Annotated in this window: 22 protein-coding genes; 16 read left to right on the top strand and 6 right to left on the bottom strand. The window is 59.5% G+C overall.

From position 1 onward, the window contains the following. The 3 genes from V6766_RS18920 to V6766_RS18910 all read right to left on the bottom strand — a co-directional run. A partial coding sequence (locus tag V6766_RS18920; RefSeq protein WP_448469177.1) for a ParB/Srx family N-terminal domain-containing protein occupies positions 1-410 on the bottom strand: 410 nt, incomplete at its 3' end. A gap of 126 nt (positions 411-536) precedes the next feature. Continuing rightward, positions 537-914 carry a DUF2958 domain-containing protein gene (locus tag V6766_RS18915; RefSeq protein ID WP_448469175.1) on the bottom strand — a complete coding sequence of 126 codons (378 nt, stop codon included), beginning with the start codon at positions 912-914 and terminating at the stop codon, positions 537-539. Beyond that, positions 911-1,855, bottom strand: a complete 945-nt coding sequence (locus V6766_RS18910) for an ArdC family protein (protein WP_448469173.1) — start codon at positions 1,853-1,855, stop codon at positions 911-913. Before V6766_RS18910 ends, V6766_RS18915 begins: the two co-directional genes overlap by 4 nt. A gap of 409 nt (positions 1,856-2,264) precedes the next feature. On the opposite strand from V6766_RS18910, the gene V6766_RS18905 reads away from it, so the two are divergent. The 5 genes from V6766_RS18905 (at position 2,265) to V6766_RS18885 (ending at position 7,349) form a co-directional block, all read left to right on the top strand. Then, a complete protein-coding gene (locus V6766_RS18905) occupies positions 2,265-3,101 on the top strand; it encodes a hypothetical protein (protein ID WP_448469171.1) in 837 nt (278 codons plus the stop codon). A 302-nt stretch (positions 3,102-3,403) separates the two neighbouring features. Continuing rightward, positions 3,404-4,417: an SMODS domain-containing nucleotidyltransferase gene (locus tag V6766_RS18900; RefSeq protein WP_448469169.1), complete on the top strand. Its 1,014-nt coding sequence runs from the start codon at positions 3,404-3,406 to the stop codon at positions 4,415-4,417. A 4-nt stretch (positions 4,418-4,421) separates the two neighbouring features. Then, on the top strand, positions 4,422-6,149 hold the full coding sequence (locus tag V6766_RS18895; RefSeq protein WP_448469167.1) for a ThiF family adenylyltransferase: 1,728 nt from the start codon (positions 4,422-4,424) through the stop codon (positions 6,147-6,149). Next, positions 6,142-6,627: a Mov34/MPN/PAD-1 family protein gene (locus V6766_RS18890; RefSeq protein WP_448469165.1), complete on the top strand. Its 486-nt coding sequence runs from the start codon at positions 6,142-6,144 to the stop codon at positions 6,625-6,627. The genes V6766_RS18895 and V6766_RS18890 overlap by 8 nt, the downstream gene beginning before the upstream one ends. Continuing rightward, positions 6,624-7,349, top strand: coding sequence for a DUF6602 domain-containing protein (locus V6766_RS18885; RefSeq protein ID WP_448469163.1), 726 nt, complete (start codon positions 6,624-6,626; stop codon positions 7,347-7,349). Before V6766_RS18890 ends, V6766_RS18885 begins: the two co-directional genes overlap by 4 nt. Before the next feature lie 430 nt (positions 7,350-7,779). Here the strand turns inward: V6766_RS18885 and V6766_RS18880 are convergent, their stop codons facing one another. Continuing rightward, entirely contained in the window at positions 7,780-8,706 is a 927-nt protein-coding gene (locus tag V6766_RS18880; protein WP_448469161.1) for a hypothetical protein, read from the bottom strand. 33 nt (positions 8,707-8,739) lie between these two features. After that, positions 8,740-9,294 carry a hypothetical protein gene (locus tag V6766_RS18875; RefSeq protein ID WP_109768172.1) on the bottom strand — a complete coding sequence of 185 codons (555 nt, stop codon included), beginning with the start codon at positions 9,292-9,294 and terminating at the stop codon, positions 8,740-8,742. Between the two features lie 91 nt (positions 9,295-9,385). Here V6766_RS18875 and V6766_RS18870 point away from each other — a divergent pair, with 91 nt between their 5' ends. The 11 genes from V6766_RS18870 (at position 9,386) to V6766_RS18820 (ending at position 21,174) form a co-directional block, all read left to right on the top strand. Further along, positions 9,386-10,918, top strand: coding sequence for a hypothetical protein (locus V6766_RS18870; protein ID WP_448469159.1), 1,533 nt, complete (start codon positions 9,386-9,388; stop codon positions 10,916-10,918). After that, positions 10,915-11,592 (top strand): hypothetical protein, encoded by a 678-nt coding sequence (locus V6766_RS18865; protein ID WP_448469157.1) that lies wholly within the window; start codon positions 10,915-10,917, stop codon positions 11,590-11,592. The genes V6766_RS18870 and V6766_RS18865 overlap by 4 nt, the downstream gene beginning before the upstream one ends. A gap of 57 nt (positions 11,593-11,649) precedes the next feature. Next, on the top strand, positions 11,650-11,853 hold the full coding sequence (locus tag V6766_RS18860) for a ribbon-helix-helix domain-containing protein (RefSeq protein WP_109768167.1): 204 nt from the start codon (positions 11,650-11,652) through the stop codon (positions 11,851-11,853). Next, positions 11,840-13,006: a DNA cytosine methyltransferase gene (locus tag V6766_RS18855; RefSeq protein ID WP_448469155.1), complete on the top strand. Its 1,167-nt coding sequence runs from the start codon at positions 11,840-11,842 to the stop codon at positions 13,004-13,006. Before V6766_RS18860 ends, V6766_RS18855 begins: the two co-directional genes overlap by 14 nt. Before the next feature lie 74 nt (positions 13,007-13,080). Further along, positions 13,081-14,025 (top strand): Eco29kI family restriction endonuclease, encoded by a 945-nt coding sequence (locus V6766_RS18850; RefSeq protein ID WP_448469153.1) that lies wholly within the window; start codon positions 13,081-13,083, stop codon positions 14,023-14,025. Beyond that, the gene (locus tag V6766_RS18845) at positions 14,006-14,458 is read left to right on the top strand and encodes a very short patch repair endonuclease (protein ID WP_448469151.1); all 453 of its coding nucleotides are present in this window, start codon (positions 14,006-14,008) and stop codon (positions 14,456-14,458) included. The genes V6766_RS18850 and V6766_RS18845 overlap by 20 nt, the downstream gene beginning before the upstream one ends. 4 nt (positions 14,459-14,462) lie before the next feature. Next, positions 14,463-16,790, top strand: a complete 2,328-nt coding sequence (locus V6766_RS18840; RefSeq protein WP_448469149.1) for an ATP-binding protein — start codon at positions 14,463-14,465, stop codon at positions 16,788-16,790. A gap of 3 nt (positions 16,791-16,793) precedes the next feature. Next, complete coding sequence (locus tag V6766_RS18835; protein WP_448469148.1) at positions 16,794-18,464, top strand: DEAD/DEAH box helicase family protein; 1,671 nt, start codon at positions 16,794-16,796, stop codon at positions 18,462-18,464. Beyond that, positions 18,461-18,988 carry a hypothetical protein gene (locus V6766_RS18830; protein WP_448469146.1) on the top strand — a complete coding sequence of 176 codons (528 nt, stop codon included), beginning with the start codon at positions 18,461-18,463 and terminating at the stop codon, positions 18,986-18,988. Before V6766_RS18835 ends, V6766_RS18830 begins: the two co-directional genes overlap by 4 nt. After that, the gene (locus V6766_RS18825; RefSeq protein ID WP_448469144.1) at positions 18,976-20,112 is read left to right on the top strand and encodes a PIN-like domain-containing protein; all 1,137 of its coding nucleotides are present in this window, start codon (positions 18,976-18,978) and stop codon (positions 20,110-20,112) included. Before V6766_RS18830 ends, V6766_RS18825 begins: the two co-directional genes overlap by 13 nt. A 51-nt stretch (positions 20,113-20,163) precedes the next feature. After that, complete coding sequence (locus V6766_RS18820; RefSeq protein ID WP_448469142.1) at positions 20,164-21,174, top strand: hypothetical protein; 1,011 nt, start codon at positions 20,164-20,166, stop codon at positions 21,172-21,174. 40 nt (positions 21,175-21,214) lie between these two features. On the opposite strand, the gene V6766_RS18815 is transcribed toward V6766_RS18820, so the two are convergent. Further along, entirely contained in the window at positions 21,215-26,536 is a 5,322-nt protein-coding gene (locus V6766_RS18815; RefSeq protein ID WP_448469140.1) for a sacsin N-terminal ATP-binding-like domain-containing protein, read from the bottom strand. Between the last annotated feature and the right edge of the window lie 277 nt (positions 26,537-26,813).

Below are 26,813 nucleotides of genomic sequence, written 5' to 3'. Positions count from 1 at the left end.
ACCATGACGGCCGTACGAACCCAACAGGACAGTTGCGACACAGAACCTAACAGCGGCGCCCGCTGGACGTTCTCGGCAAGCGAATCCTCCTCGGCGATGCCGTCCTCGCGCACGATGCAGGGCACGGGCGTGAACTTCGTCATGCGCTTCTTCTTCACGAGAAACTCCAGCGCCCGATAGCGCCGACCGCCGGCCGGGATTTCGAACATGCCGGTCTCGGTCCCGGCTTCGTCGATGACGGGCCGGACGCTGAGTCCCTGAAGAAGGCCGCGCCGAGCGATATCCTCGGCGAGTTCCTCGATCGAGACACCCGCCTTGACTCGCCGGACGTTCGACTGGGAGAGCACCAGCTTGTTGAAGGGGATGTCGCGCGACGACGACAGGGTGATCTTCTTGGCTGCATTTGCCATGATGATTTACTCCGCGACGGGCGTCGAGAGCCTCTCTCTCGACTTCCAACCCGTCACGGAAAAGGGCGCAGCCCTCTCACTCTCACTTTGTCGATCGAGCGGACGACAGGCCTTGGCAGCGGCACTTCAGCGGCGGTCCCGCAGCGTCGCCGCGGCGGCATGCAGCAGCCGATCGCTTTCGACGATGCTCCCGGCCTGCCGGGCCGCCTCGGCGTAGACCGAAAGCGGGAAGGTGGCCTGAAACAGGATGTCGCGTTCGATTCCGAGACCGAATCGCAGGCGCACCGAGGTGAGTTCGGCAAGGCTGCAGGAGCCCAGCTCAGGGCATCCGAAACCGAGATCGGCAAGGCCGAACAGCGTGTCGCCGTCCGCCTCCATCTCGGTGATGAGCCAGGTGGCCGCGCCGACCGGATTGAAGAATTTCGCAACGGGAACATGGTCGATATCGCGCAGCCGTCCATTGGCGAGCAGCCGATCGCGCAGGTCGTCGGTCAACAGGATCATGCCACCCTCCTGTCGCGAGAGGTCTCGACCGCGTCGGGCGCGAAGGCGAGAAGCCAGTCGGCGGCTTTGCCCGCTTGGCTGGCGGCGCGGACGATGGCGCGATTGTCCTCGCGCAGCACCTCGAGCCAGGAGCCGATATAGTCGGCGTGCCGGACGGTCGGGGCGATGCCGAGCGAGGCGCAGCAGAAGGCGGCGGTGATCTCGGCAATCAGTTCCTCGAAGGCGTACTTCTTCGTGCCGAACGAACCGGAGAAGTCCCGCCCCAGACGTGAGACATGGCCTGTCGCGTGGCCCATCTCGTGCAGCGCTGTGCGATGCCAATTGATGGGTTCGAAATAGGCCTGTGGCGGCGGCACCTGCACATAGTCGTGGGCAGGCACATAGAAGGCCCGGTTGCCGCCAATGCGAAAGTCGATGCCGGTGGCGGCGATCAGCGCCTCGACGCGCGGTTCGATCAGACCCGTCGGCACCGGTGGTGCGGCGGTCGCCACATCCTCGGGCAGATTCTCGCATTGGTCGGTGTTGAACACAGTGAAACGCTTCAGGAACGGAATTGCCTGGGCGTCCTCGCCGGTCTCGCGCGCCCGGCGCTTCTCGTCCTCCGGCACGAAACGGTCGGCATAGACGACGGTGGTGCCGCGCTCGCCCTTGCGGACATTGCCGCCGAGCGACAGCGCCTGGCGGAAGGTCAGCCAGCTCTGGCCGGAAAAGCCGCGTTCGATGACGGCGCCCCAGAGCAGCAAGACGTTGACGCCAGAATACTGGCGATCGGTGGAGGCGTTCTTCGGTAGACCAAGGGGCGCCTTCGCGGCCGCCGTTCCCCAGGGCTGGACCCAAGGCACACGGCCGGCCTCCAACTCGGCGATGATCTTGTCGGTGATTTCGGCATAGAGATTGGTCCGGTCGCTACGGGCACCGGATTTGCGGTTCTGTCTGGACATCGCGGGTCTCCGCGACGGGCGCCGGAGGCCTCTCCTCCGATCCTCATCCCGTCACGGCAAACCCGTCCGCACTCTCACTCTGAAAAGGGGGCGTTGCCGGGGAATCCCCGCTTGAAGGGGTCGGCCGAGACTACGGGCTCGGCCGCAGGGGAAGGCTTTCCCCTTGTAAGATTTTCATCAGAAGATCAAATGCGTACAATCGGAATTGCGAGGCTACGGAATCGCCGTCGCAATCCGCTCGCCCGAAGTTGGCGGGTGCTTCCAGTTGGTCCGTGGTTCATTGTCATGTGCCGGTGTCTGTCCAGATCTGCCGGATTTCTGGGCACAGACAAGAATGACTACTTGTATCAACAGAACGGCCGCTTTGCTCCTTTCGGGCGGACGGCGGTGCACCAGCGGATAGGGCAAAATGAACTTGATTGATCATCGGAGACGCGTCGACCGCCTTCTGCGGGGAGAGCGCAACGTTACGGACCTTGACCGGTTGTTCTCAGATCTGCGTTCAATCGCATCCGATCGGGCGATCATTCGGGAAATCGGGGATTTCTCGGCACATCGCAGCGAACGCGATAAGGGCATCGTCATGAAGCGCGCTGCGGAGATGCAACTCAGCCCCCAAGCGTGGTTCAGGCAGATAAATGGCCAAGTACCTACCCTCGATGAGGCGAAGAAGGTCGCCGAGGTAAATCTGAAGATTGCACCGGATCAACGGATAATGGATGCGCTTGGCATGACCCGGCAACAGGCACGGTCCCATTTTGGAAAAGCCTCAAAAAAACTCGCCCAGGGCAAAATGCCAAGAGGAAGACAGGAAGCTGCCTTCAATTGGTTGGCGGGCTCTTTCGTATGGGAGACGGCGTTCAATGATGACGAACTGATAGATGACTTTGCCGACGTGCTGATTGAAGCCGGGGCATTGGATAGAGTGAACCGTGAGAGGTTCATTCTATGCAAGTCTTTCGTGGCGCTTTACGCGCTGAGCGTCATGCATATGTCTCGTCTGCTTTTACCCGACGGAAGTCTGGCGCCTCTCCGCCTGATGGTTAGGCAGGAGACAGGCACCCTGAGGATCAAGGCAAACATACCGGTGGCCGACATTGGCAAGCCCGTGACTTGTGCGGTCAGTGTGTTCGAAACGAGCTTGGATGCAAATATGCACAGCGAAGTTCAGCCAGAGGTTGGGGACTATGGATCAGAGATGCCGATCGAAATCGGCCGAAATGGCAAGATCCAGGAATTGGTCTAAGGCTGAAGGGGTCGGGGGCCGATGCAGGGATTGGCGACCGTGCGTGACGATCGCTCGGCATGTGCATGGCGCGGCCGCCCAGCGGATATTGACTGAGCGGCGCGAAAGGGTCCCTCGCCGGAAATCGGACGTACGTCCAGCAACCGAGCGCTTGGCAGTTGCCGTCGCGGTGGGAAGAGCGGCTGTCGATATATTTGGGGGGTGATCGTGGCGCATACTACTAGACATAGTGAAAATTGACTTGGCACTCGGCTGCATAGAGTGCTAAATGTTAAGAACATAAGCTGAACATAGAGGCCGCCATGACGCCGAATGCCAGATTTGCCGAGTTCATCACGGACATCACCCCGAGTGAGACAACCGTGTCGAACTGTAAGAGCGCTCACACCTCGGTGCGGACGGCGCTGCTCAAGGATGACAAGTTCAAAGAAAGGGTGAAGCGGATCTTTTTGGGGGGCTCGTACAAGCGTTACACCGCCATTCGGCCACGAACAAAGAACGGCTCGACCGAGCGACCTGATGTGGACCTCTATGCCGTCGTAGACGGCACTCCATGGGATTCTGATCCGGCAGAGCTCATGGACGAATTGTATGCCGCATTGAATCGGGCTCGCGATGAGCTCGGTATCACTTCGATCAAGCGGAACAGATGCTCGATCGCTCTATCGATGAACAAGGCAGACCTTGACGTCTCGATTCTGCTTGATCGGCAGGACGATAACCTTTTTCGGATCGGTAATCGCGATACCGGGGAATGGTACAAGACGGACCCGGTAGAGCACACGGATTGGTCCGCAGCGCAAAACGAACGTTGCTCGGGTCGGTTTAATCCGATGACGCGCATGGTGAAGTGGGCGCGTCGCCAGAACAAGACCGTGTCCCGGCACCCAAAGAGTTTTGCACTCGAAACTCTCATCGCGCCGCACATCAGTGAGACCGAGACAAACTACGGCCAGCTCTTTCATGATTGGTGTCAGTCATTTCTTGACGCCTATGCCAACGATCGGATGCTCGGGACATGTCCGTTTCTCGAAGATCCAGCTGTGCCGGGAGGCGACATACTTGCCGGAGTGACGAACGAAGAGTTTTGCGCTTACTACGACAAGATCGAAAAACACCGTGACGATGCCGCCAAAGCGCTGGCCGCAGAAGATCAGGACAAGGCAACGGACTATTGGCGCCGGATCTTCGGCGACCGGTTTCCCAAACCGAAAGTATCCGGGCTATCCACGAAAAGCGCTGCTGCCGCGATGTCTCCCTTGAGCTTCACCGGTGCGCAGGCAGCGCCGTCAGCACGACCTGCGAAATTCGCTTAGGCTCATGTGGTGGCTGACCGACCAGGCGCGATTGCGAATTGAACGTGAAGCCATTGAAGCGCTTGACGCGGATTGGTTTCAAAACCCGGTTTGGTCCGTGGATGAGCAATTGCGATTGACGATTTGCTTCGAAATCGTGATCGCGCGCGGGAATTATCCACTCCGGTTAACCTATCACAATACATTCCCCGCATCGCCACCGAGCATTGTCCCTGCCGACGGCGACGCCCGGCTTTCCGGTCATCAATACGGTGCCGGTGGAGATCTCTGCCTCGAAATCCGCAACGACAATTGGACGCCGGACGTAACCGGCGCAATGATGATCGAAAGCGCAAGGCGGCTCCTTGAAACCGAGGCGCCGGATGACGACGGAGCTGCGGTCCACGCGCCGTCAGCGCATGATTTCCCGGCAACAATGGCTTTGCGGTCCGAGCTGACACGATTCTATGTTGGCCCATTGGCGCGCCTTTTTTTGGCGGATGACAACATTGATGGACTGCCGCTGGAGATCGGCATCGACTCCTACAGCGGCCGGACATTCATGGCGCATATTCTTTCGATATGCGGCGAGGCGAACGGCGGAAAACAGAGCCTTGCGCCCGATGCGCTTCGAAAGACCTGTGTTGTTAAGGAGGGTGTTGTCTTCACCACGGACACACCGACATCGGTGTTGAAGAAGATCAACACGTTCAGGGAACTGGTCGATCTGCTCGGTGATCGGCTCTCCATGGCGGAAGATGTGCATTGGGCGGTCGTGCTTCGCGGGTCGGAGGGTGGGCTTACGTTGCTCTGCCATTTTGCGAATGATGATGACCTAATGACGTTTACAACCGTCCTTGCCCCATTTGACGGAGATCGATCGGGCCTCGCATCAGCGGATATTGGGAAGAAGAGGGTCGGGATTGTCGGGCTCGGGTCACTCGGCTCGAAGATTGCTGTCTCACTTGCAAGGTCAGGCGTTCGCCAGTTTGAGCTGGTCGATGGCGACATATTGCACATCGGCAATCTGCAACGCCATGATGGGGATTGGCGGGACGTAGGACGTCACAAGGTAGAGCTGACGGCGCATCGGCTGCGCCTCATTCGTCGCGACATTGAGGTCGATGTTTGGCGAAGTGCGATTGGCGCGCAGGTTTCGTCACAGGAAGCCGCGAATGTTAACCAGGCGCTCGCTTCCTGTGACGTCATTATCGATGCCACCGCCAATCCAGACGTATTCAATCATTTGGCCAGCCTGAGTCTGCGCCACAATCGTTCTTTGCTCTGGGGAGCTGTTTATGCTGGCGGTGTCGGCGGTGAAATGGCGAGGGCGAGGGTCAACAAGGATCCTTCGCCTTATGACATCCGTACAGTGATCAACCAGTATTACGAGATCAGCGATGAGACGCCGCCGGTTGCGACAGGGCGTGGCTATGATGGTTCCATCGGCGACGCCGCACCAATGCAGGCAACGGATGCCGATGTATCAGCGTTCGCTGCTCATATTTGCGCCTTTGCGCTCGATACGCTGAGCGATACCGAGCCATCGAGTTACGATGCGCATGCCTATCTCGTGGGGTTAAAGCGGGGTTGGCTGTTCGACGGCCCGTTTGATGCGCGCCCCATCATCGTAGATGCTCCAGTCCGAAGCACATTGTCCCCGGGTTCCGAGGCCGCAGTAGAATCGGACTTCATCAAATCCTTATTTCAGGGTGCAAGCGGTGAAACTGCGGATTCCGAAAACCATGATTGAACGCTGGGCTTCCGATCTCAAGAAGGCGGGGCGCAAGGAAATAGGCGGCGTGCTCTTTGGCGAGCAGGTTTCGGAAGGGGACTTCCGCATCGCTGAAGCAACGCGCCAGCGCTTCTTCGGTGGGACAGCGGCGACGTTCAATCGTCGCGGTGGAACCGCACGCAGGGAGATCCTGGCGCTGCACAGGAAATTCGGCGGCAATCCGGAACGGTTCAACTACCTGGGCGAATGGCACTCCCATCCGAATGTACCGGCTCTGCCGAGCCAACAGGACGAGACCACCATGTATCAACTCCTCGCTGATCAGGGCGAGGCGGTTAATTTCCTTGTGTTGATCATCGTGAAGCTTGGCGGAGATGCTCGGTTTCACATCGGCGCTACGACCTATCTTGCTTCGGGACATAAGCTGAATTGTGAGATTGTGATTGAAGATGCCGAGGGTAACGCCTCGGGAAGCGGCGAGGAGGATGATAGATGAGTGAATGGTCGCTGAAGGATGTGCTTTCGGGCTTGCACGACGATATTCAAAATCGTCTTGAAACAATTCGCAAAGCAATGCCGCACCCAGTGTCCAAGGGAGACGCAAGCGAACGGGTTTGGAATGAGCTTTTCAATACCTATCTTCCGGCGCGCTACAAATCGGACAAGGCGCATGTCGTGGACAGCGAAGGCACAATCAGTCAGCAGATTGATGTTGTCATATATGATCGCCAATACTCGCCATTCATTTTTCACTACGAGGGCGAAGTCATAGTTCCTGCGGAAAGCATCTATGCGGTTTTCGAGGCGAAGCAATCGGCCAATCTGAAACATGTCCAGTACGCCCAGGAAAAGGTTCGGAGCGTGCGAGCGCTTCATCGAACGAGTTTGCCGATACCGCACGCAGGAGGCACGTATCCCGCGAAGCCGCTCATCCCGATCTATGGTGGACTGCTGACCTTTGAAAGCGATTGGAAGCCTGGACTCGGAGATAGTTTCATTGACGCGTTGAAGAAGGATCAGGGAGAGGGGAAAATCGACTTCGGTTGCGTAGCCGGGCACGGCTATTTCCACACGGACGAAGATCCGACGGAGTATGTCATGCATACTGGCGGCAAACCCGCCACTGCCTTTCTTTTTAGGCTGATTTCCCAGCTTCAATTCAGCGGCACCGTTCCGATGATCGATATTCAGGCCTATAGCGAGTGGTTGGCGGAATAACTTCGCATCATACGGACATCTTCAATCTGCTACCGGCGATCGGTAGAGGCGTTGTTCGAAGGCCAAGGGGTGCCTTCGCCATCGACGTCCCCCAGGGCTGAGCGCAGGGCACACTGCAGTCCTCAAGGTCGGCGATGATCCTGTCGGCGATTTCGGAATAGAAATTGGTCCCGTCGCGCCGGGCGCCGGATTTGCTGTTGTGTCTGGACGTCGCGGGTCTCCGCGCCGGGGCCTCTCCTCCGTCCTCATCCCGTCACGGCATACCCATCCGCACTCTCCATCTCAAAGGGGCGTTGCGGTGGGATTCCCCGCTCGAAGGGCTCAACCGAGAGTACTGCCTCGGCCGCAGGGCAAGGCTTTGCCCTCCAGAATCCATGGTGATCTGGTCTGAAGCGGAAGACAGAGGCAGCCCGAAGGTCGCTACGGTCATCTAGGATACCTTCTCCCGAAGCCAGGACGACAGTCCTGCATCCAAGACCATCCGGGCGAGCTTCTGCGGGCCCAGAAGAATGACGTCTGTCTGCCGATCTCCCTCGGGCAGATCGCCTGTGTGCCAGACAAAGAACATGCGGTCGTAGGCATCGGCCTGCGCCAGCCGGTCCACATAGTCGTTCAGAGCCGCCGGCGTCGCCTGAGACTTGATTTGGACGAACGCCCGTTCGGTGGTGCTTGGCAAGACGAGCTCCAGATCGATCGTCTTTTGTGTGCGTCCGACCTGGCTCACGCGGCGCCAGCCACTGGTTGAGAACACGAGATCCACGAGGAGTTCGAAATCCTGCCAGGTCAGCAATCGCATGAGATCGACGATCGCCGTCACCAGGGCACGCTCCGCCTCCTCGGCGGCCGCGACCTCGGGCGAGAGCTGGTCGCCTAGTTTTCGCAACAGATAGTCGGCGGCCTGAACGTCGCATATGGTGCCGCGGAACATCTGCACCTTCAACAACCGGCCCGAAAGCCGGTCGGCGGACAGCCGCGCGCCGCCGATGCTGGTGTTGCGCCAACCATCCAAAGTCGCGCGGCGGTGGCTGCGATCTTCCAGAATCTCGACCGGCCCCGTGGGGCGTGCCCAATAAAGGAGGCCGCCGACGAAGGTGATGAAGATCGATTGTTCATCGGATTCATAATAGGCACGAATCTGGTTCACGTCCCTCGTCGCGGCGCCTGCATCCCCGCGGACGACCTTCATGGCCTCCCAGACGGCCTGCCAATCGCCACGCACACAAAGGTCATGGGGCGCTTCGCGATATCCGAAGCGAAGCACACCGTCTCGCAGGCTCTCGGCCTCCCAATCGCCGCCGCGACCGAGCTTGATGTAGCACAGGCGTGACGCTGTCACGACGGAAGGCTCAACGTTCATCGCGGTGAGGCCTTATCGCTTCGCTGTTTCCCATCACGCGCGGCGCAGCATCCGTTCGGTCCGGACGCGTTGATAGCCGTGCAAATGAATCTGCTGGCGGAGTTGCTTGATGTCGCTGATGCCGAAAGCGACGGCTGCCCTTAGCGGGCTGGCGAAGGTCGCGTAGAAGATCCAGCGCGAGCCGGTGGGAAGCGTTGGATTTTGCCGTCGGTCGGTGATGACAACGTCTCTTGGATCGCTGCTGTTGCGGAAGGCGTGGAAAGTGATCCAGTCGGGCCGGCGGTAGCGCGCCGCCTTGCTGAAAGGCACGGACTGGACCTTCACGTCTGTCTGGTCGAGCACCCAGTCGCGCTGTTCCAGAATCTGCCGCACCATGTGGCCGACCATCTGTTTGACGCGATCGGCGAGGACGTCCTCGCGGAACTCGGCGAGAAGCTGTTCTTCGATGCCTTCGACGGCGGGCTTGCTCAGCTCCGAGGCCGTTTCGAGGCGGGCGACATTGTCGTCCCGCGTTAGGAAGGCCCATATGCGCTGGCCCAGCTCGGAGTCGTAGAGCGAGGCAAATTTCTCGGGGCGGTAGGTGAACATAAGCGTCCCTCCTTTACCGGGCAAATATGGACGGTTATAAGCTGATGTCAATGATCAGTGAAGATCATTCGTCGGCAGGAAAACAAGCGTCATGCAGGTATCGGATGCTGAAGCGAGGGAGCTGATTGAAAGTCAGTTGGCCGCACACGGCAACGGCCTGCTCTCCGTTCTCGCCAAATATCGGTGCGATGATGCGATAGCCGCGTGGCATGAGACGTTTCGAGCCGTGGAGGAGTTCATCAACGTTCCGACATTCGGGATTGTCGACGATCATCTCCGAGATCGGTTATGTGCGGTACGTTTGGACGATGCCTTTGTCGCGAACCCGGGACCGACCTGGCTGGCCGTTCGCGAGGCGCTCGCGCCGCATCTCGAGCCATCAGTCATCTCTCGCTTCACGCGGGTCATGCTCTACGCTGGCGCCATGGGTAAGGCTTTTGCTGAGCACGGCTACGATGCTCGCAGCGCAAGTATCACACTCGACACGATCGGCGGCGCCGTCGATTATTTCCAGTCGCGACGACGACACTTCGTCTCGCTGCTTTACACCATGCCTTATGCATGTTCCGGCTCTCTCGTTCTCGAGCCGTACGACGCTCTGACCGTTCTCATGCCGCAGGTCGAGCATAGCTGCATCGCAATCACCGGCTTCCATCAAAAGCTTGCGCTGCTCGAGGCCCTGCCGGAATTCAGTCTGGAGATCGACGACGTCGGCGTCATGGCGAGCCACGGCTTCGAAGCCCTGGACGACTATTTTCTCGAACCGGAACGCGCATCGATCCATGTGATGGCTGAGCTGCGGGGTGACCAGTTCACGATGCCCGCCATGGAGCCGCAGGATCGAAAGAAGATTTTCTCAGCCGCCGAGCTGCGGAACGCCGTGAAGCTGATTGGCGCGGTTTACGAGGCATTCGGCCTGAAGGACTCCGATTTTTCCGCCATGGGCCTGCTGATAGTCGCCTTCGCGCGCCATTGCCGCGACGACTATTACATCGAGATCGGAAAGGAGAAGTTTCGCTCGATGCTGCGCGCGCAGTCCGAGCTGGACCCTTCCGCACTTGAGGCACTTCTCGTCAACAAGCCTTCGGACTATGCGACGAACACCAATGCCTATCAGCCCTTTTTGGATCTTGGGGATAGGGTCGTCTCGAACGTCAATCTTCTGTCGCGCTTTCTCTATGCGTTCAAGAATGTTCACTTGGGCAGCCGACGGCGCTTTCAGATCCACGCGGGCTTCATCTTCGAGGACATGGTGAAACGCGATCTCAGGCGCATGGGCTTCTTCGTGACGGACATCAGGCGGATCAATCGGAAGGAATTCGATGTCGTCGCCACACGCAGCGGCGTCATCTTCAACGTTCAGTGCAAAAACAACTGGATCGATCTTTCGAAGATCGAGGCTGATCGCGCACTTTACGTTCGATATAACCGGTTGCTGACAAACTACTATGCGCGCGCACTCAAGAAGGAACGTGGTCGCGAACATTTGCTAAAGCAGAAACTGGGTGTGGATGAGGTCTTGCATTATGTGGTCAGCCGCTTTCCGGTGATCGGCGCCGACCCCGCGGTGATCAACTACAATCAGATAGATCGGCTTCGTTTTGCCGGCCAGGCAAGCGTATGACGAACCCAGCCGATATCCGCGATTTGCTCTTACGGTTCACCGGCCCGGATTTGACACAGACGCTTGCGCGGATCGAGAGCGGCGTTCGCGGCGCTGCGGCGGAGGATTGCGCAGATTTTCTCGAGAGCGCCGGCGTGGGTCGGGAGGCGTTGGCCGCGGCTGCTGAAATGAAGCGTCTCGCAGGGCAGATCAATGTGACGATCCATGCGCTCGGTATCCTGTTATGCCTTCCGCACATCCTGGAACAAGACGAGCGTGTCGAATATGTGTCGCTCGGCGCCGGCAATACGGGGCGCGAGTTCGATCTGGAGACCAACCTGCGGGTCGCCGAGTTCAAATTCATACGATGGCGGGGCGGCGCGGAATCGATCCGCCAGAATTCGGTGTTCAAGGATTATCTGTTGCTCGCCGAGCATCCAACGACGAAGCGAAAATATCTCTATCTGCTTGGCACTGAGCATGCCCTCAAATTCCTGCGGGGCGGCCGCGCCCTGTCGAGCGTGCTGAGCCGGAATGACAAGCTGCAGAAGATGTTCGCGGATCGCTTTGGCGGGGCGTTTCTGACGGTTGAGCACCTTGCAGTAAACTGTGTCTACCAACTGGCCGCGCGGTTTCCTTACCGAGAATGTTCTTTCTTTGTTCACTATTTTTTGCTAACTTGCCATCTCAAGTGACTTCAGGCAAAGTGGCATTGCGCCGCGGAATGCCGCGGATCGCCGCGGAGGTTCCAAGTGGGCAAGGATGGTAAGGACGCCGAGCGCGTTACCACGACTTTGACCAGAGCGCAGAAGGCCGAGCTTGATCGCCTTGCCAAGACGCAGGGGGTGAAGGTCGCCTGGCTCGTCCGTCGCGCGGTCGAGCGTTATTTGGAAGAAGCCGCTGGGGGGCCAATGCTCCCGCTCGAGCTGGAAAGGGGCGAGGATGGAAAGCGCTGAACTCTTCGCCGGATGCGGCGGACTTGCTTTGGGAATGTCCCAAGCTGGTTTCAAGCATCGCCACATGGCTGAATTCGACCGGGACGCGGTGGCGACTGTTCTGCACAACAAGGCTAATGGCGTTGAGCATGTCCATGCGTGGCCGATGAATCTCCAGGACGTTCGGGAAATCGACTGGAGCGCGTTTGGCGCTCTGGACGCGGTATCGGGCGGTCCACCTTGTCAGCCCTTCGGGATTGGCGGAAAGAAGCTGGGTCAGGCGGATGGCCGTGACATGTGGCCGGAGGCGATTCGCGCGGTGCGGGAAGCGCAGCCGCGATCCTTCCTTTTCGAGAACGTGCGAAATATTTCCGGGCCGCGTTTCCGGCCTTATCTCGATTGGATACTCGCGCATCTCGAGCGACCCTCGATACAGCGTAAGGCCAACGAGACGCACGATGAGCATCGCGAGCGTTTGCTCGCGTCACGAGCGAAGCCGGAATATCGGGTGGTGTGGCAGCTTGTGAACGCGGCGGACTTCGGCGCGCCGCAAATCCGGCATCGCGTGCTCATTTTTGGTATTCGCGCCGACATGGGTGTGGATCCGCAGCCAATGATTCCGTCCCACTCCCGCGACAAATTGCTCTGGGATCAATATGTGACGGGAGAGTACTGGGCGCGTCACGGCCTTAAGGTCCGAGCCGAGCCGCAACTGCGGCAGGACCAGACGAGGGTGGCGGCCTTGAGGCGCGAGGCCCAGGATCCCAAGGGGCTGCCCTGGGTGACGGTTCGCGACGCCCTTGCCGACCTAGGTGATCCGAATGGTGTTGGAAACCATGTGTTTCAGCCAGGAGCGAAGGTTTATCCCGGACATACAGGGAGCCCACTGGATCTGCCGGCGAAGGCATTGAAGGCTGGCGACCATGGCGTGCCCGGCGGTGAGAACATGATGGTTCGTGATGACGGCTCGGTTCGCTACTTCACCACTCGTGAGGCGGCGCGTCTGGTCGGCTTGCCGGATGATTATGAGTTTCCGCGCTCTTGGACGGAGAGCATGCGTCAACTCGGAAACGCGGTACCGGCGCAGCTTGGAGCGGCGGCTGGAAGATGGCTTTCCGGGATGATCAACAAGCAACGGCCGGGCACATTGGATTCAAATCGGAAGGCGGCATAGTATTGCCGATGTAAACAGCCGGGGGCGAATCGCGACCGAGAGACCTCGTATCGGCAAACCGGGAGGTCTAATTTATGGCGCGTTCGCCGGATCGGACAGCGATCAATGAGCTGGAGAAGGCACTGGAGGCGGTGCTAGCCGCCGCCGGGGATAGTCCTCCTCCGGCTGTTGTTCGGCGTATTCGCGACGGGCTCGCCGCGCACGCGGAGGCCGTCGAGGCGGCGCGCTCATCCACCGATCCAATCCGAATGCCGCGCGCGACATTTGATCCCGCGGACCCGAAGGCGATAGGCCGGATGGTCTCGATAGCGCTTCTGGCTCAGCCGTTGATCGCGCTCGAGGAAATCCAACCCGCTTATGGTTCGGGGGTCTACGCGATCTACTATCGCGGCGAGCATCCGCTCTACGCCAGCATCTCGGGATCCGAGACACCCATTTATGTGGGAAAGGCAGACCCAGCCAATCATGACGCGAGCACCGCGCGGGAGCAGGGCGCCAAGCTGACGGCGCGGCTCCTGGAGCATGCGGGCACTATCGGAACCGCGGAGGCCTACGCCGATCAATTGCCGGCGCATTTGTCGCCGATTTATCTGCGTGATTTCGTTTGCAGGAGGCTGGTCTGCGCGACGAACGCTCAACTGGTCGCCGAAAAGCATCTCATTCGAACATTCTGGCCAATATGGAACTCCGAGACCAAGGCCTGCTGGGGCATGAGTAAGCATGGTGACGCTGCCAAGACCAGGGCGAACAAACGCTCGCCCTGGGATGTCGTGCATCCCGGCCGCGCCTGGGCACTTGATGAGCTTCTGGAGGACTCGCTGACACCGGAGCAAATCGGACAGCGAATAACGGAAACCCTGGAAAGGGTGCCGGTTCGCCGGAGTCATGCCGCGTTGCTGGAGGAAATGCTGCAGGGCTTCCGACAGGAGGACGCGGCGGTTGAAACTAATACTCCCCCGGTTGGTGACGACGTGGAGGGACCTCAACCGGATGAGGCTGGTGGTGCTGACGACGAGTGAAACGCAGGATGCGCGCAGCGCCCAGATGGCCCGCATTCGGGCGCGTGACACGAAGCCAGAGTTGCGGGTACGCCGCGCGCTGCACTCCGCCGGGCTGAGATATAGGCTGCACGCGAAGGGGCTTCCGGGCAAACCGGATATCGTTTTCCCACGTGCCCGCGTCGCCGTGTTTGTTCACGGTTGCTTTTGGCATCAGCATCCGGATCCGGCGTGCAAGCTCGCGCGCATGCCGAAGTCGAGACTGGAATTCTGGCGGCCCAAGCTGGAGGGGAATCGCGCGCGCGACGAAAGGGTTCGGGCGGAGCTGGAGGAACAGGGCTGGGCGGTGATCGAGGTTTGGGAGTGTCAGACCAAGTCAGGTCAATTGGGACAGCTCGCCGACAAGGTGCGGGATATCGTCAGGGCGCGATTGGCGAAAGGCAAGGACAGGTGAGGAAATGAACCAGGACTTTGATCTCACGCCGGACCCACGGGTCCTACAGATGTTGGGCGAGATCAACCTTCACCAATGGCGTTGTCTGGCGGAGCTTATCGACAATTCCATTGATGGATTTCTGCATGCCGCCCGGTCGGGATCCCCGGTTGATGCTCCGGAGATTGGCGTGAGCCTTCCGACGGCTGATAACGAGGACGCCCGGGTTGCCGTCAAGGACAACGGGCCGGGAATGTCGTTCGAGCTTCTTGAGAACGCGGTGAAGGCCGGCTGGTCGGGAAACAGTCCGCTTTCAAGTCTCGGTCTGTTCGGCATGGGCTTCAATATCGCGACCGCTCGCCTTGGGCTTGTGACCGAGGTTTGGACCAGCCGGGCGGGTGACCCAGAGGAGGTGGGTGTCCGGATCGATCTGAACGATCTGCGCGCCACAGGAAATTTCAAGGTTCCCAGGCAAACCCGAGCCAAACCGGATCACAATGCCCATGGCACCACCATTGTGATCACCGGGCTTAAGCCGGATCAACGAGCCTATCTGGCGAGAAGCAACAACCAGAAGACCATCCGTAAGCATCTTTCGCGGGCCTATTCCTCCTTGCTCGGCAAGTCCGAGGCCGGAAAGATCCGGTTGATGGTTGGCGGCACCCGGCTGTCGCCGCGCCGGCATTGCGTGTGGAACGAGGAACGAACCGTCTCATATCCAGATGGAACGGTCGCGCGCGCCGTCGAGATGATCGACGTCAAGTTGGCGCCACGGCGATATTGCACTCATTGCATGCGCACCCTGGCGCCGAGCGAGGACAAATGCCCCACAGGGAGCCCGAGTTGCCAGATCGTCGAAACGGAAAGGCGGATTCACGGCTGGATTGGCTTGCAGCGGTATCTGCACAACACCGAGTTCGGGATCGACTTCATCCGGAATGGCCGAAAGATCGAGATCTCGAACAAGGATCTCTTCTCCTGGAGTGACGGTGAGACATCGGAGGTCGAGTACCCCACGGACGATCAGCGGAACCGAGGCCGTTTCGTCGGCGAGATTCATATCGATCATTGTCGTGTCAGTTACACGAAGGACAGATTCGAGCGCGATGATCCGGCATGGAATGAGATGGTGCGCATCGTGCGCGGCGATGGGCCGCTTCGTCCGATCGTGGCCAAGCAGCGTGGATACGCGGGCAACGACAGCCCGCTGTACCGGCTATATCAGGCCTTCCGGCGCTCCAGTCCGCAGGGAAAAAACGGATTGTGGTCGCGCGTGCTCGTTGTCCGTGACAACGATCGAGCGCAGCAGATGGCGGAGCTCTTCGAGGCCGATGACCCGGACTATCTGACGGATGAGCGCTGGTGGCAGCTTGTCCAGGAGCAGGATAAGGAGGTTTTGGGGGACACGCCGGGCGATGCCGGCGATACGCCTCTTCCGGCGGGCTTTGTCGACGACGACGCGACGCCGGCGGATGGGGAGGGCACCCCGCCTGAGAGTGAGCCTGAGCCGGAGCCTCCAGCACCACCACCTCCGCCCGTTCGACATCAGTTGTATGAGCTCTCAAGGAAATACGTTCATCCGACTTTCCGGGTCGAATACGACGTCCAGGCATATGCGGTGGAGCCGGATGATCCAGACTTACCGAGCGGTCTTCCGTGGGTGCTGAAGCTCGATGATGTCGCCACGAGAACCTATGGTTTCCTCGTTGACGCTGCGCACGACGTGTTTCGGTCAACCACAATGACGCCGCTTGATGGTCTCTTGACGGAACTCACGCATCGCACGGTCGAGTTTCTCAGGGGGCAATCGCAGGACCCGTCTTTCGCGGGAGTCCTCGCTGATTTCAGACGGCAATACTGTGTCGATACAAGGCTGGATCCCCAGGAAATAATCGCCCTAGCGACCTCGGTGCTTGGCGACATCGCGCGGGCCATTCCCACAATGGCGGAGGTGTCCGGCGAGGAGCTCTATGAAGAGCTGGAGGATGGCGAGAAGGAGACCATCGCCCGGCGCATGGCGAATAGGGATGTGCCCGACCACAAGCCGGTCATCAAGGAGGGGCGGTTCTGGGAATACGCGGACCTTGAGTCCCTGCGAAAGCTGTTTAACCGTCGCCCTGAGATGTTTCTCGATGGTCGATTCTGGAACGATGGATATTCGGCCATGGATTTCGGCAATGATGGGGTGACGGAGCAGGCGCGTCGCGGTGTTCTGGCACGCTACGACGCCTATTTCGGTGACGCCATTTGGTTGGCGAACCAGTCCCCGTCGGATGTCGACCGGGCGAGCCGTGATGTCGTGATCCGCGCCACCTGCTCCGTGCGACTGCTGAAATCCGATACGGCGGATTGAGGGATGGAACCTTTCCTCGACGCATCGCGATTGCTCAAGGGTCCATGGCAGGCCTTTGAAAGGGACGTGGCGAGGCTTTTGGTATGTAATGGATTTGACGATGTTCGCCTGGTCGCGGGCAGCGGCGATCATGGTGCCGATGTCTTGGGCGTCAAGGGTGGTGAGCTATGGGTCATTCAGTGCAAATTCACCACGAGCGGATATCCGGCGGCGAGCGCGGTCAACGAGGTTGGCGAGGCGGCGCGCTTCTACAAGGCCGATCGAATTTACGTGGCATCGAGCCGAAGGGCCGGTCCCGCGACGTATGAGGCCATCAAGCGTTGGCAGGCCCTTGGCATTGAAATCGGTGTTCTGGAGCCAGCCGCGCTACTCGAACTCGCGCGGAAAAGCCCCGAGTATTCGCGGCATCGGCGTGAGCTGCGTGACTACCAGGACGACGCCGTTGAGAAGTTTGTGGCCAGCCTTCGTGAAACGGGACGCGGACAGGTGGTGCTCGCCACTGGCCTGGGCAAGACCGTGGTTCTGGCGGAGAGCGTCGCGCAATTGTATCGGGACGCGGCCATCCCGGGCGGGCGGGTGCTTGTGCTCGCGGGCACGCGCGAGCTGGTGGATCAGCTTCAGTTCGCGTTTTGGGATCAGTTGCCCAAATGGGTCACCACGCACCGATTGATGGGTGGGGAGGCGCCGAGCTTTTGGGATGGTATCACGTTCGCTACCGTCCAAAGCGCTGTATCGCGTCTTGAGGAACTGCCCGAGTTTGGCCTGGTGCTCATCGATGAGGCGCACCATGTCGGCTCCGAAACCTTCCGCCGTGTCACGGAGCATCTATCCGATTCAATGATTGGGGGGGTCACCGCGACGCCGTGGCGCGGTGATGGCTATGACATTGACGAGTTGCTCGGACCACCCGTCATAAGGATAGGGATCGCCGAGGGGTTGAGGCGCGGTTTCCTGTGTGAGGCCGATTATCGGTTGTTGGCGGACAACATCGACTGGTCCGTTGTTCGGGCGCAGTCGCGCAACAGATACTCGATCAGCCAGCTCAATCGGCTCCTGCTCTTGCCGACCAGGGATGAGGAGGCGGCGCGTGCCGTGCGCGAAACCTTCGACAAGGAGCAGCGCCGCTCGGCGATTGTGTTCTGCTCGTCGATAAATCACGCGAACAGCTTCGCCGCCACGCTCAAGCTTTTCGGGTTCAAGGCCGAGGCGATCACCGGAGAGATGTCGCCACGAGAACGCGATCGTGTCATGGCCGCTTTCCGGAAGGGCAGCCTGGACGTCGTCACCACCCGTGATCTGTTCAACGAGGGCGTCGATGTTCCGGATGTGGACATGATCGTGTTCATGCGCGTGACCCATAGTCGGCGGATATTTGTGCAACAATTGGGCCGTGGCCTGCGCATCAGCCCCAACAAGAAGAAGGTGGTTGTTCTCGATTTCGTCAGCGATCTTCGGCGGATCGCCGAGGTCGTGGAATTGGAGAAGGCGGCGAGAGGGGACCTGGAGCGCCTGCGTCTGCCCGGAATGATCCAATTCAGGGACGAGGGCGCCGGCAGTTTCATGCTGGATTGGATGCGTGATCAGGCCGATCTCTTCATGCGGGAGGGGGATCCAACGCTTGAATTGCCCGCCTTTGATTTTCCCAAGCCCCACAACCGGGGAACGGTCCAATGATCATCCCGGAGAATATTCGCGACGGCATTCGTGACAGGCTCTGGGAAACGGCCGACCAACTTGGCTGGTCGTCAATGGGGGATTCCGAACGATCGAAATATTATGAGCTATGGACCCGTGACCAGACGATAGGCGGTCAACTCGCGCACTACATGGATCCACGCAAGGTGCGGGTTTACATAAAGGACTCGCTACTTAAGCCCTATGAGCGCGCCCGCCTTCTGGAAAACGAGGAGGCGATATGGCGGCTGCTTGGCATGTCGGCGCCAACGGCCTTCTCGGAAACCTATATAAAGCCACACGGCCGCCGTCTGGAGGATGGAAGGGTGGTCTGCTGGGGCAAGAGCCGCGACTGGAAACTGATACTGATGGCCGTGTTCGAGCGCGGCCAGGCCCGGCGGGATTCCTCGGCCTTCGGCGTCGTTCTGCTTGAGACCGGACCGACAGCCGAGAAAGACAAACGCTCTCTTGTCATGAGCGCGGCGACGCGCTTGGGCATAGAGAAGCTGGTATGGCTGGAGTAGTCGACGTGCGGGAGAAATATCAAGGCTGGTACCTTAAATCAGCGTCGGAGGTCGCGGCGCTTTGGGACAACGCGATCTTCGTCCCCGATGCCAACGTCCTCCTGCACTGTTTGCGGCATTCCGAGGTTGTCCGCGAGGAACTTCTCCGGCTCTTCGACGTCCTCAAGGAATCCCTTTGGATTCCATACCAGGTTGGATTGGAGTTTCATCGCAACCGTCTGGACGTCCAACTGGGTGCCCAGGACGCCTATGACGCGCTCGTCAAAGATCAAGAAGCGATCATTGAGAAGGCCCGTGACCGCCTTCGGCAATTGCGCGCGCACCCCACGATCAATGTCGCCAAGGAACTCGCGGCCTTGGACATGTTCCTTACGGATTTCAAGGCCCGGATGGAGGCGGCCCGAGAGGGCCACCCCAAGGATGAAATTGACGCTGTCATCGGGCGCCTAACCGCGCTTTTGGAAGGCCGTGTGGGCGACAAATGGAAGCCGGAGCAGTTCACCGCGATCAAGAAGGAGGGGGATGATCGCTACAACCGGAAAGTCCCGCCTGGTTACAAGGACGCGAAGAAGGATTCCGGTGATCTGGATAAGTTCGGTGATCTGATCATCTGGAAGGAGATGATGGCGAAGGCGAAGGCCGAGGGCCGTCCAGTCATATTCATTTCCGACGATGTGAAGGAGGACTGGTGGTGGATTCATAAGGGACGGAAACTTGGTCCGCGTCCGGAGCTTATCGAGGAGTTCAAGGCTGAGAGTGGGCAGGACTTTCACATATATGAATTCAGCCAGTTTCTTCGTTTCGCCGCTGAGCGGCATCCTGAGATCAAGGAAAATGTCGGCCAGGTTGAGGAGAGTCTGCTCGCTGATGAGGAAGCGAGGCGCAGACTGGATGAGCAGGCGCGTGGCGAGGCGGACCGCCTGCGCCAACTTGAGGACGAGCGTGATCAGATCGTGGGGGTCCTGTCGGGCGCGCCTGGAATACCCAGCGATGCAAAGGTCGCCGATCGATCGACGCTCCGAATTCGGCTGAGTGAGATCAATGACGAAATCGCGGCGTTGGCAGGTTTGGACGTGCGAAGCGAGACCGACGCCGATCAAGGTGATACAAATGCGTCATCTTGATAAGGCAAAGGCCAGGGCTTGTTAGAGCGGAAACGGAAGGTTGTATATGTCGTGGGCGCCGGTCTTTCGGCGGGGCTTGGATTTCCGACCATCGGGAACCTCCTTCCAGAATTGTGGGGCAGACTTGAGGAGGTCGGAATCGATGTTGAGATCGCCGACGTAATTCGATTTCATCACCCTGCTTTCAATGCTGATAGGCTTGAGACATACCCAACAATCGAACAGCTTCTGTCTGAGATGAAGGCGAACGCGGAGCTATTTTACTCCACGCGTCCAGCTGTAGGAAACTTTAGTAGCGAGCAGCTTGAGGACCGACGCGCGAATCTCTTGCAGGAGATGGCCATCTGGTTTCACGATTTGAAGAAGGCGGCGTTAAAACCGAAGCCAAAGTGGCTTCGTAGTTTGGTCACCGCGATGAGGGAAGAGGAAGCCTCGATCATCTCCTTTAATTGGGACCTCGTCCTGGACGAAATGCTCTTCGGATCTTCCCTCGACAAAGGTAGCTACGGCCTTGATCGCCGTAGGAAGGGACCACGTCTCATCAAGCCGCACGGATCCTTGAACTGGTACAGAAAAAGCGCTGCGGGACCCATCAGGGATGAAAAGAAGTTCAGTCTGGGCGGATCCGGCGATGCGGAAGTGTTCGGCTTTCGTCCGCTCCGCGCGGTGCGATCTTCAAAAGGACGACAATACATGCCGCTCATCGTGCCACCTGTGTATGCGAAGCAATTTGAGGGGCCTCTTTTTCAGAAGTTGTGGCAAGAGACTGTGCGGGTGCTAAGCACAGCCACCGATGTCCGATTTCTCGGTTTCTCTCTTGCTGAGGCGGACTTTCACGCGAGATTTGTCCTTCGGTGTGGCTTCTATAATCAAGAACACGGCGCGCTTAGAAACGATGGACGTCGCGACAGCGCGACTGGTCGAGCTAAAGTTGTCGTTGTTGATCAGTCGAGCGCGCCGTTGCCGAGAATTGAGGGGGCCGTTGGCTGGGAGTGCGATTTCAACGAAATGACGATTGCCGATTGGGTGACCGAAGGCGGTCTCGATCCGCATAGTCCCTAAATCTCCTCCTGAGACTTCTGGAGCTCTTGGAGTAGGATTGCTACCGACGCTCGAACCTCAGGCGAACGGAGCCTCGACCGACCGTCGTGAAGCGGTTTCGCGTCGTCTCGCCCAAGGGGTTGGGCAGTTCCAGTACGAACCATTTGTCCGGTGAGAACACATACGGGACGTAAAGTATGCGATAGCGAGAACGACTGTCCTTCGAGGCGCCACCTGCAATACGCAACTCATTGGCGGTGAGTTCAAACTCGCCACTGTCCTCCATGGATGACTTGACCTCGTAGAGCCATTCAGCCTGGGGCGTCATGACCCGAAAATCGTAGCCTGCCGCGTCGTTCCCCTCATCACCACCGAAGAAGCAGGTTCGGTTCTCAGAAACCCAGCAACCCTCATCGACATATTCACTGTGGCGGCGGCACAGGAACTGATAGGCGAGCCATTCGCTTGCCACGCCCATCGCCTGTCGTTGTGCGTCATTTAGCTGTCGTTCGCGTCTGCGCGTCTCACCACCTTTTCCACCACCGCCCGAACCGTCGCCGGACTGGTCCGGGTTATCGAACGTCGCGAGGCGGGTCCGCTGCCGGCTTCGCTCGAACCAAGTGTCGTCGTTCTCCATGAATCTTGTGGCCAATTCCTGAAGGCTTTCCGCGAATTTCGGATCGCTCGTGTCGAGTGAGGTTCCCGCGAACAAGATGCTCCGCCGCTCGATTTCCCTTTGCTGTCGTGCGCGCTCTCGACGCTTTTCTTCATCCTTAACGTCGTCCTTGGTGAGCCCGAGGGCATTAGCGTCGAGGGTCTTGGGCATGCCATCTGGCCAGCAGCCTGCGCGCCGGCAAAGTTCAGGGATAGCCTCGACACCAATCAACTCGAAATCGAGAAGTCCGCTATTCTCAAGATGCCGAACAACGGCCTGTGCCTCACCCTGCTGCCACGGTTCCGGTGGCGGCACGTCATTGCGCTGGCACCACACGCCGATAACCGGTGAAGCTTCCATCGCAAACTCACGAACAGCCTTGCGGTTCGCTTCCAGCACACGCTTGAATACCGGCAACTCGACCGCAACGTCGTCCCCCAGAGTGTCCGTTAGAAGACCGGAGACGTATGCCTCCACGGCTTGCATCTCCATCGTCTCCCGCGTCAAAATCCAGTCCGTGTCGAACGCCAGGAAGTCCAGGGTCTTTCGCTCTACGTAGGTCGTTAGGTCGCGGCCGGCGCGGAAGTCGTCAGAGTGATGACGCCTTAGCCGGTCGATAATTGCCGGCCGCATACGTCCGAGATAAGCATCGTACAATTGCCGCAGTTCCGCCTCGTTGGACAAAGGCGCTTCGCCCAGGTCCAACAGAACGCGGTTGAATCTCGCATAGTCCAGTTCCAACCTGCTGCGCAGTTCGGTGCGGTTTGCCGCATGCTCGCAGGCGTCGATCAGTTCATCGGACGCGTATTCCTCACCGGCCAGATGCCCCTCCAGCCATTTGCGCGCGTCGAACTGGTTGCTGGCACGATCGACGTCACTCAATAGCTGACGCGCAAGGTCGACGCCGCCATAATAGCCCACCACCGGTATCAGCAGGTGCAGGATGTGCTCCAGGTCCGTTCGCAGCGCGGCGCGAAGGTCCTGGACCGTCTGCACATCGCACTCAAGCGCGCTTGCCAGCGCGTCATCGGTTGGTGACTCCAATTTATCAGACGACCGATCGAACGCCAGCCGCAGCAGAAGCGGCTCGAGAGAGCGAAGCCTGCCGTCGATCAGGCGGGAAATGCCGCCCGACAGCGTGCGGGCAAGCGTGCGCCAGTTGATGACCGTATCATCGGTCAGGATGAGGGTGGGGAAGTCCTCATGCTCGAACGCGTACCAGCGCAGCTCTTCATTGGGCGATACCTCTTCGTCATCCACCACGAGTGCCATGGCCTCGCAATGCCGGACCCGCATCGCTCGCGCCCGCCTGTCAATTGTCGTGTTTTGGATGCCGCGCTCCAGTTGCTCGCCCCGGAGCTCATGCCCGATCACGATCACTTCCGGGAGCCATTCCAATCCGAGAGAGGTCAACAGCGGGTCACTCGCGCGCGGGGCGAAGGGCGCGCCGTCGACGAGCAGCTGCACGCCAATTCCATCGAGGCGTCGCGGGACAAAGGCACCTGTCTCCTCCAACAACGCGGCAACCCGCTCGGTCGATGTCGGGCCCACCTCCAGGACCGCTTGGCCGGCCGATGACAGGGCGCGCGCCTCGAACCTTTGCGCGTCCTCGGTAACGATGATCGCCGAAGGTGTATCGGGCTCGCCCGTGAGCGCTTCAAGCTGTCCCCGGCGCGTGATAATCAGGCTCAAATCCGCAGGCAGTGAGATCCCGGACTCCACCACGTCCCGCCATGCGCGCCGGTATTCGTTTCGGAAGGTTGGCCGATCATTGGAGGAGAGTCCTGCGGCGACATTCGCTAGGTCGCGAAGCCGCTCAACGGCCGTCGCCTGACTATGCCAATCCCGCAGGCCCAATGCGTCACCGAAGGCCAGTTCCGAAAGGCTGGCCCCGTCCGACAGATCGGCTAGCGCCTCGGGCACGCGGTCGATGAACCTTGGTGGACCGCCGCGGCGCACCCGCGAGCCCCAACATTCCTTCGGGCTTCTGAAGGAAAGCCCTTCCTGGGAGGTTGCCGCTATCCACGGCTTCGAGCGCAGGAACGTTGCCAATGGCGTCGGCAGTCGTCGCCGATCCCAGTCGCGCTCGTAGCGCTCGAAGCGGCCGATCTCGAATTGGAAGTAGTCTGTCCCGTACGCCTTCAGATGCTCAAAGATGAGCATGCACAAAGATTCCCGGGCACCTTCCGGCAGGGTATTGTGTTCAATCTGTCCCGGCAATCGCCAGGCCTCGCCCTTCATCCTGTAGTCGGTATACGGATGATTGAAGGAGATGCGCGCGACCGCCGCGCACCAGTCCTTGTCCAGACCCTCGGTGGATTTGCCGCTTCGCAGGACGTGATCCCACAGGTTCGAAGGCCAGCCACTACGGGCCAGGCGCGCGGGCACCGGCCTTAGTCCGTCGACAACACCGACCAATTCCAGAAAACGGATCCATGGCCGCTTGGCGTCCTGGACCGAGACCGGCCAGTCCTGCTGCCCGAGCAACAGCAGATCGCGTGCTCGCTGGCAGTCCGGCGAGACCTCTGCCGCCTCGAACAGGTAGTTCTCAAGGGTTCTCCCGACCGATGTCCATGAGGACGAGAAGGCGCAGGCGCCGGCCGGATGCCAACCCGAAAGCGTCGGCACATAGAGGTCGGCCTTCTGCAGCTCTTCCTCCAGCCGCGCCCCCGATCCCGCACGCCACACCTGGAATGCCCATGAAAGCGCCTCTTGCCGGCGCGTGTCGTTTGCCTGTTTTCCCAATGCCGACTTCAGGCCTGCCAGTGCCTCCACCGGATCGTATTCGCGTACCAGATCGGCCTTGATGAACGCTTCCAAGGTCTCCCGTTTAAGAGCGATCCGCTCATCGAGGAAGCGGTAGCGACGCGCCAGCGTCGCCGGCGGCAGGGGAACGCCGGCCTTCTTCCGCTTGCCCTTCGGGACGTCGCTTCGCACAAAGACGCCAGTCCGTTTCTCGTCATCGTGTCCGCCGGCGGGCCGAAGCTTGCCAGAACGGTCGTAGAGGATGTCTTCCTCGTCCAGCGTCTTCAGAAGCACGTTTGCCGCTTCGAATACGCGTGGGACGTCGTCGTAGAAGCGTGACCAGGTGCGCGGGGCGACCTTGCGTTCGAGCAGTGAACGCGCAAACGCTGTCGTCCACTGCGTCAACTGAGAGTCCGAAGGCATTAGAGGCCGGTAGTAGATGACACGGCTTGCGACTGCCTTCAGGCGCTCGATCCGCTGGCTGTCCAAGTCGTCGGATACCAGTTGCGCACCTACATGCTTGGCGACGTCCCTGTCCTTCAGAACCGAGAACGTGCCCGCCGGCCAGATACGGATCTCCGAGAGGCTGGACCAGGCCCTTCGACCCCTTTCAGCGATGGCCGGAATGATGCCGGCCTCCCGCAGGGAACTGCCTACCTTTTCGAGGGCGTCATCGAGCTTTTGCGCCTGATCTCCCGTCCAGGCGAATAGGTCGAATACCGCTTGCGCGGGGATGGCCATATCCCGCTCGACGATCGAGAGCGCGGCGGCAGCGCTGGCCTCCGCTGCGGCCTCCATCAATGTCTCGTTTAAGGGGAGGTCCAGATCCGCGTCACGTCGGTCGATATCCGCAAAGAAGGGCGCATCGAGGTAGCCGAGAAGAGGGGCGGCTGCCTCCTCACCCATGGGCAGGAAGTTGTAGAGGCGACCTTTCACAACGGTTGCGGTGGACAGACCAACCGCGACGGATACGACCGGCGTGCCTTTCCAATTGAGCCAGCGCTTAAGCTGCGGCGCTGCAGGTATGCTACTCTCAACGGCCTCCAGGATCCGCTGTTTGTCTACCTCGCACCGGACGACGAGGAAGCGGCGGCTCTCACCGACATCCACCTCGTAAATCTTCGTTTCCGGAAGCGACGGGATATCGCCCAGGGCCGTCTGTCTGCGGGACAGACGGCGTCGGTACGGCTTCTGGTCCGGCCTTTCGACATCGATCCGAATTTCGGCGATGCGGTCGAGGAATAACAGTAGCGGCACCTCCAGATCAGTCAGAGCTTCCAGCTGCTTCGTTGCCAAAGCCACCGCCTCCGACGTTCGCAAGGGTGCGGCTATGACCGTCGCGTAGCCGCGACTGGCGTAAGCCGAAATCTTGTCGGGGTGATCGTCCAAGGGGAGGGGGACGAGATACCGCGGTACGGATTGTGCGACGGCGGTGCTCGTTGGTGCATCGACGCCGGTGGACCGAAGAATGTCCTCGATCTCGCCGACTTCGGCGAAGCGGAAGCAATAGCCGTTAAATCCATCGCTCCGGGAAGCGCCGTTGCGTGAGTAAACACGCACATCATCGGTCAGTGCTTCAATGCTCCTGAAGCCGAGCCCCTTGTTGCCGATGCTTTCACCGACGTCCTTGGCGCTGGTGGCGAGGTTGCGGACCGCGTCCACATCTTCCCAGCGAAAGCCGTTCCCGCCGTTAGCGACGTAAAGCATACCTTCGTTTTCCGAGCGGATGACAAGCTCGATCGCAATTCGACCGTCACGACCGGAACGGTGGGCGTCGTGCGCGTTCTGGATGAGCTCATAGAGAACCCGATCACCGTATTCGGTGCCGATAACCTCGTTCAGGTTTTGTAGGCTCTGGTAGACCTTCGAGCCGTTGCGGTGCGCAAGCACGGCGGACTCAAGCTCTTTGCGAACCTGCTTTTCCAGTTCCTCCGAAGGTCGCGTGTCGACATCTTTTTCAGCGTGTTCCGTTGCGGCGCTCAAAATAACTCCCCGACCTGTCCTTCTGCTTCGAACTATCATAACTCGATACAACCGGAGTTTGTGAGATTCATCAGTTGTATAGATATTGTCGTTTGTGCCAGCGTTAGGAACTTTCGCAAGTAGCGATACGAAGGCGGACTTGGGGTGCGGAAACGAGAACTCTCTCGCGACGAGCTATTCGCATTGGTTTGGGAGAAACCAACTCAGGAGGTGGCAAAGGAACTCGGCGTGTCGGACGTGGCGATCTCCAAGTTGTGCGCGCGGCTTCAGGTTCCGA

The organism is Martelella sp. AMO21009 (assembly GCF_053484295.1).
Note: the sequence above shows the minus strand (reverse complement) of the source record. Positions and strands in the feature narration are given on the sequence as shown.

Coding starts and splice junctions, on each gene's coding strand:
- V6766_RS18915 (WP_448469175.1), bottom strand. CDS start 914: ATGATCCTGTTGACCGACGACCTGCGCGATCGGCTGCTCGCCAATGGA.
- V6766_RS18910 (WP_448469173.1), bottom strand. CDS start 1,855: ATGTCCAGACAGAACCGCAAATCCGGTGCCCGTAGCGACCGGACCAAT.
- V6766_RS18905 (WP_448469171.1), top strand. CDS start 2,265: ATGAACTTGATTGATCATCGGAGACGCGTCGACCGCCTTCTGCGGGGA.
- V6766_RS18900 (WP_448469169.1), top strand. CDS start 3,404: ATGACGCCGAATGCCAGATTTGCCGAGTTCATCACGGACATCACCCCG.
- V6766_RS18895 (WP_448469167.1), top strand. CDS start 4,422: ATGTGGTGGCTGACCGACCAGGCGCGATTGCGAATTGAACGTGAAGCC.
- V6766_RS18890 (WP_448469165.1), top strand. CDS start 6,142: ATGATTGAACGCTGGGCTTCCGATCTCAAGAAGGCGGGGCGCAAGGAA.
- V6766_RS18885 (WP_448469163.1), top strand. CDS start 6,624: ATGAGTGAATGGTCGCTGAAGGATGTGCTTTCGGGCTTGCACGACGAT.
- V6766_RS18880 (WP_448469161.1), bottom strand. CDS start 8,706: ATGAACGTTGAGCCTTCCGTCGTGACAGCGTCACGCCTGTGCTACATC.
- V6766_RS18875 (WP_109768172.1), bottom strand. CDS start 9,294: ATGTTCACCTACCGCCCCGAGAAATTTGCCTCGCTCTACGACTCCGAG.
- V6766_RS18870 (WP_448469159.1), top strand. CDS start 9,386: ATGCAGGTATCGGATGCTGAAGCGAGGGAGCTGATTGAAAGTCAGTTG.
- V6766_RS18865 (WP_448469157.1), top strand. CDS start 10,915: ATGACGAACCCAGCCGATATCCGCGATTTGCTCTTACGGTTCACCGGC.
- V6766_RS18855 (WP_448469155.1), top strand. CDS start 11,840: ATGGAAAGCGCTGAACTCTTCGCCGGATGCGGCGGACTTGCTTTGGGA.
- V6766_RS18850 (WP_448469153.1), top strand. CDS start 13,081: ATGGCGCGTTCGCCGGATCGGACAGCGATCAATGAGCTGGAGAAGGCA.
- V6766_RS18840 (WP_448469149.1), top strand. CDS start 14,463: ATGAACCAGGACTTTGATCTCACGCCGGACCCACGGGTCCTACAGATG.
- V6766_RS18835 (WP_448469148.1), top strand. CDS start 16,794: ATGGAACCTTTCCTCGACGCATCGCGATTGCTCAAGGGTCCATGGCAG.
- V6766_RS18830 (WP_448469146.1), top strand. CDS start 18,461: ATGATCATCCCGGAGAATATTCGCGACGGCATTCGTGACAGGCTCTGG.
- V6766_RS18825 (WP_448469144.1), top strand. CDS start 18,976: ATGGCTGGAGTAGTCGACGTGCGGGAGAAATATCAAGGCTGGTACCTT.